Origin of the sequence: Actinomyces sp. S6-Spd3 (assembly GCF_000758755.1) — a bacterium.
Classification (GTDB): Bacteria; Actinomycetota; Actinomycetes; order Actinomycetales; family Actinomycetaceae; genus Pauljensenia.
This window is the reverse complement of record NZ_JRMV01000158.1, coordinates 1-508: the sequence shown is the minus strand read 5'-3', so window position 1 is coordinate 508 and position 508 is coordinate 1. Positions and strand designations below refer to the sequence as shown.

Annotated in this window: 1 pseudogene; it reads left to right on the top strand. The window is 56.1% G+C overall.

The features are described from left to right. Nucleotides 1-361: pseudogene (locus tag HMPREF1627_RS00945) on the top strand (long-chain fatty acid--CoA ligase); the annotation flags it as partial. Nucleotides 362-508 lie beyond the last annotated feature (147 nt).

Here is a 508-nt window from a genome sequence, read left to right as displayed (position 1 = left end):
GGAATCATTGGTTACTCACCCGCTCGTCTCCCACGTGATCGTGGTTGGCGATCAAAAGCCCTTCATCGGCGCGCTCATCACCCTTGACCGCGAAATGCTTGCTACCTGGCTGGCCAACCACGGTCTTGAAAACATGGATGTCACGCAGGCTGCCCAGCATCCGCGCGTCATCGCGTCCCTAGATAAAGCAATCGCTCGGGCTAACAAGTCCGTCTCGAAAGCAGAATCGATCCGTAAGTTCCGCATCATTAACGCGGAGTTCACCGTTGATAACGGCTACCTAACGCCCTCTATGAAACTGAAGCGAGCCGACGTCGCGCGAGACTTCGCCGATGAGATCGAAGCTCTCTATGCCAAGTAGAGCCCGGCCGCGGACGATCCTCTAGGCTGGAGATATGAGTAGAAAAACCGTACTTGTAACCGGTGGAAGCCGTGGGATTGGCCGCGCCATTTGTGAAGACCTATCCAAGGATTGGCATGTTCTTGTGGGAGGACGTGGCGACGCCGC